Below are 4,414 nucleotides of genomic sequence, written 5' to 3' on the forward strand. Positions count from 1 at the left end.
AATTTCCGGAGAAATCAGATGCTCTTTTTGCAATAAGACTCAGGATCAGGTCAAGAAGCTTATAGCTGGACCTGCAGGTGTATATATTTGTGATGAGTGCGTTGAGATATGCTCAGATATAATTGAAGAGGAATTTGAAGAGGAACCTGAAGAGACTATTGATCATGATATCAATCTCTTGAAGCCTGTTGAGATCAAAGAATTCCTTGATGAGTATGTTATCGGTCAGGAAGAAGCTAAAAAGGTTCTTGCTGTATCCGTATACAACCACTATAAAAGGGTAACCAGTCCCAGAAATTCTGTTGATGATGTAGAACTTCAAAAGAGTAATATCTGCATGATCGGACCTACTGGCTCAGGTAAGACTTATCTCGCACAGACCCTTGCAAAGATCATTAATGTTCCTTTTGCAATAGCTGATGCTACAACTCTTACTGAGGCTGGATATGTCGGAGAAGATGTTGAGAATATCCTTCTCAAACTGATCCAGGCTGCAGATTATGATATTGAGCGTGCTCAGTATGGTATTATCTACATCGATGAGATAGACAAGATCAGTAAGAAGGGCGAGAATGTATCAATCACCAGAGATGTTTCAGGTGAAGGCGTACAGCAGGCACTTCTTAAGATCATAGAAGGTACGGTTGCAAGTGTTCCTCCTCAGGGCGGACGTAAGCATCCTCACCAGGAAGTTATTCAGATCGATACAAGCAACATCCTCTTTATTTGCGGTGGTGCTTTTGATGGCCTTGAGAAGATCATTGAAGCAAGAATTGATCATAAGTCAATCGGATTCAATGCAGAGATTCTTGATAAGTCAGAGCGTGAGATCGGCCAGGTGCTTGAACATGTAACACCTCAGGATCTTGTAAAGTTCGGTCTTATCCCTGAGTTTGTAGGTCGTGTACCGATCACAGTAACTCTTGAAGGACTTACAGAAGAATCTCTTGTACGTATCCTTAAAGAGCCTAAGAACGCTTTGGTTAAGCAGTATCAGAAGCTCTTTGGACTTGATGATGTACAGCTTACATTTGAAGATGATGCTATCATGAAGATTGCTTCTATGGCTCATGAAAGAGCTACAGGTGCCCGTGGTCTTCGTTCCATCATGGAGAAAGCTATGATGGATGTTATGTATCAGATTCCTTCAGATGAAAATGTTGAAGAGTGCATCGTTACCAAGGCTGCAGTTGAAGGTGAAAGTAAGCCGCTTCTTGTTTACAAAGATCAGAAGAGACTTAAGACTGCAAAATAAGATAAAGCACAGTTTAGAAGTAGCAGTTAGCGCTGCGCCGCTGACTACGCATGTGACTGATTACAGGCAGGGGCGTTATGCTCCTGCCTGTTTCAATACTTTAAAGAAATATGATGGAGAGATGCATGGAATTTAAGATTAAAAATGCTGAACTTGAAACAGTCTGTGGTATTACAAGTAAGCTTCCCTATAATACACAACCTGAGTTTGCTTTTGCAGGTAAAAGTAATGTGGGTAAGTCTTCGCTTATTAACGGACTCATGAACAGGAAGAAGCTTGCAAGAACCAGTGCAGAACCAGGTAAGACACAGACGATCAATTTTTATCATGTTAATAATGATTTTTATCTTGTGGATCTTCCGGGATATGGATATGCCAAGAGAGCTAAAGGTGAAGTAGAAAAGTGGGGCAAGATGATAGAGAATTATCTTCATTCATCCAAGGTCCTTAAAAATGTCTTTCTCCTTATAGATATAAGACATGAGCCTTCAGCCAATGATATCCAGATGTATGAATGGATAGTTCATCAGGGATTTGAGCCTATCATAATAGCAACCAAAGCTGATAAGCTCAACAAATCACAGCTTCCCAAAGCTGTAAAAGTCATACGTCAGACTCTAAATATGTCGGCAGATGGAATTCTGATCCCATACTCTGCAATTACCAAAAAGGGCAGAGAAGAGATATATGACATAATAAACGAAAGATTATAGAAAAATATGCAATAAACCGTTATAATAATCGTAGATATTTCTATAAACCAAGCCATATCTGTTTTAGAGAAAGGAACCATTTATGAGATGCGTCAGGACTCCTATTAAATCTACAGTTTATAAGTATGAACTGGGTAAGGGACTTGAAGATGGATTTGAACCTTATTCTGAAGTGGTAACCAAGGGATGGTTTGTAACAGATAATCTTGTTAAAGTAACGCGCGATAATGGTCTTATCGTATGTCCTTTTATTGATCACAGAAGAGGGCGTACCTTCGTCTGCGAAAATGATTATGTAATAGTAGATGATGATGGTACCAAGCACCTGTGTGGACATGATAAGATTTTTGACAGATATCAGATAATTGATGAAGAATGACCTATGTTCTTTTGATGATCTGTGACATACCTTGCGTCTGTATTTATGATCTATGACCTAATAAGAATTATCCTATCGGAAGCTCGTAAGAGTTTCCGATTTTTTTATATTTATTTTATTGACTATAGATATGAGCGTGTTATATTTGATATAGAACAAATAACACTAAAAGCTTAAAGATTAAATAAATAGTGTTTATTAGTATACCAGAGCATTTATTTTTGCTCAGAGGGAGTTGTTATGAATATTCAGAAGTTCACACAAAAGTCTCTTGAAGCTGTTAATAACTGTGAGAATGTAGCCAATGAATATGGCAACCAGGAAATAGAACAGGAACACCTTCTATATTCTCTTCTTACAGTTGAAGATAGTCTTATTGCCAATCTTATAGAGAAGATGGGAATTGACCTGCAGACTTTTATAAGCAGAGTTGAGAGCGCCATTCAAAAGCGTCCTAAGGTCCAGGGTGGTCGTCCTTATGTTGGAGAATATCTTAATAAGGTTTTGGTAAGCGCTGAGAACGAAGCCAAGGCTATGGGTGATTCCTTTGTATCAGTAGAGCACCTCTTTCTATCCATGCTTAGAAATCCTAACAAGGAGATGAAAGTGCTGTTCAAAGAATTCGGGATGACAAGGAATTCTTTTCTCAAAGCCTTATCAGAAGTAAGAGGCAACAGGACTGTTGATTCAGATAATCCTGAGGCGACTTATGATACACTTTCAAAATACGGTGAAGAACTTGTAGAGAAAGCTGAAAATCAAAAGCTGGATCCAGTAATAGGCAGGGATTCCGAGATAAGGACAGTGATCCAGATCCTGTCACGTAAGACCAAGAACAATCCTGTCCTTATAGGTGAACCTGGTGTTGGTAAGACTGCGGTAGTAGAGGCTCTTGCTAAGCGTATTGCTGATGGTGACGTTCCAAAGTCACTTTTAAACAAGAAGATCTTTTCACTAGATATGGGATCACTTGTTGCAGGCGCCAAGTACAGGGGCGAATTCGAAGAAAGGCTTAAAGCTGTTCTTGAAGATGTAGCAAAGTCTGACGGAGAGATCATTCTCTTTATAGATGAACTTCATACTATAGTTGGAGCCGGTAAGACAGATGGTGCGCTTGATGCAGGCAATATGCTAAAGCCAATGCTTGCAAGGGGTGAACTTCACTGCATAGGTGCGACAACCCTTAATGAGTATCGCCAGTATATAGAGAAGGATGCAGCTCTTGAAAGACGTTTCCAGCCTGTACTTGTTGATGAGCCTACAGTAGAAGATACAATTAGTATACTAAGAGGTATCAAGGACAGGTATGAGGTTTTCCATGGTGTTAAGATCATGGACAATGCCCTCGTAAGTGCAGCAATGCTTTCAAGTAGATATATATCAGACAGATTCCTTCCGGATAAAGCCATTGACCTTGTAGATGAAGCCTGCGCTCTTGTTAAGACTGAAAATGACACGATGCCTGCCGAAATGGATGAGCTTACCCGTAAGCAGATGCAGCTTAAGATAGAAGAGACAGCCCTTACTAAGGAAAATGACAATCTTTCCAAAGAGCGTCTTGAAAATATCAAGAAAGAGCTGGCAGAACTTAATGACAAGCTGTCTGTACTGAAATCAAAATGGGAGAATGAAAAGAAATATGCAGATCATCTTTCAGAGCTCCGTGAGCAGATCGATAATACAAAATCTGATATAGAACAGTTCAAGAGAAATGGAGACTTCGGAAAGGTTGCCGAGCTTCAGTATGGAAAGCTCCCTACTTTGGAGAAAGAGCTTGAAGAGCTTGAACAAAAGGAGCAGGAGAAAGAAGATTCCATTATAAGCAGCAGGGTTTCAGAAGATGAGATAGCCCGCATAGTGTCAAAGTGGACAGGTATCCCTGTTTCCAAGCTTTCAGAAAGTGAAAGAAGTAAGACACTTCATCTTGCTGATGAACTCCATAAGAGAGTCATAGGTCAGGACGAAGCTGTTACAAAGGTTTCAGAAGCTATTATGAGATCAAAAGCAGGTATCAAGGACCCTTCAAAGCCTATAGGATCATTCCTTTTCCTTGGACCTACAGGTGTT

General features: G+C 39.9%; 4 protein-coding genes. All 4 read left to right on the top strand.

The features are described 5' to 3' along the window. Nucleotide 1 precedes the first annotated feature (1 nt). Nucleotides 2-1,255 carry an ATP-dependent Clp protease ATP-binding subunit ClpX gene (gene clpX, locus K6G87_RS11120; RefSeq protein ID WP_296837100.1) on the top strand — a complete coding sequence of 418 codons (1,254 nt, stop codon included), beginning with the start codon at nt 2-4 and terminating at the stop codon, nt 1,253-1,255. 125 nt (nt 1,256-1,380) lie between these two features. Beyond that, nucleotides 1,381-1,968: a ribosome biogenesis GTP-binding protein YihA/YsxC gene (gene yihA, locus K6G87_RS11125; protein ID WP_296837103.1), complete on the top strand. Its 588-nt coding sequence runs from the start codon at nt 1,381-1,383 to the stop codon at nt 1,966-1,968. Between the two features lie 82 nt (nt 1,969-2,050). Further along, a complete protein-coding gene (locus K6G87_RS11130) occupies nt 2,051-2,347 on the top strand; it encodes a hypothetical protein (RefSeq protein WP_296837105.1) in 297 nt (98 codons plus the stop codon). A 240-nt stretch (nt 2,348-2,587) separates the two neighbouring features. Then, nucleotides 2,588-4,414: ATP-dependent Clp protease ATP-binding subunit (locus tag K6G87_RS11135; protein ID WP_296837107.1), on the top strand; the 1,827-nt coding region annotated here is incomplete at its 3' end.

The sequence above is a fragment of the Butyrivibrio sp. genome, assembly GCF_024699075.1.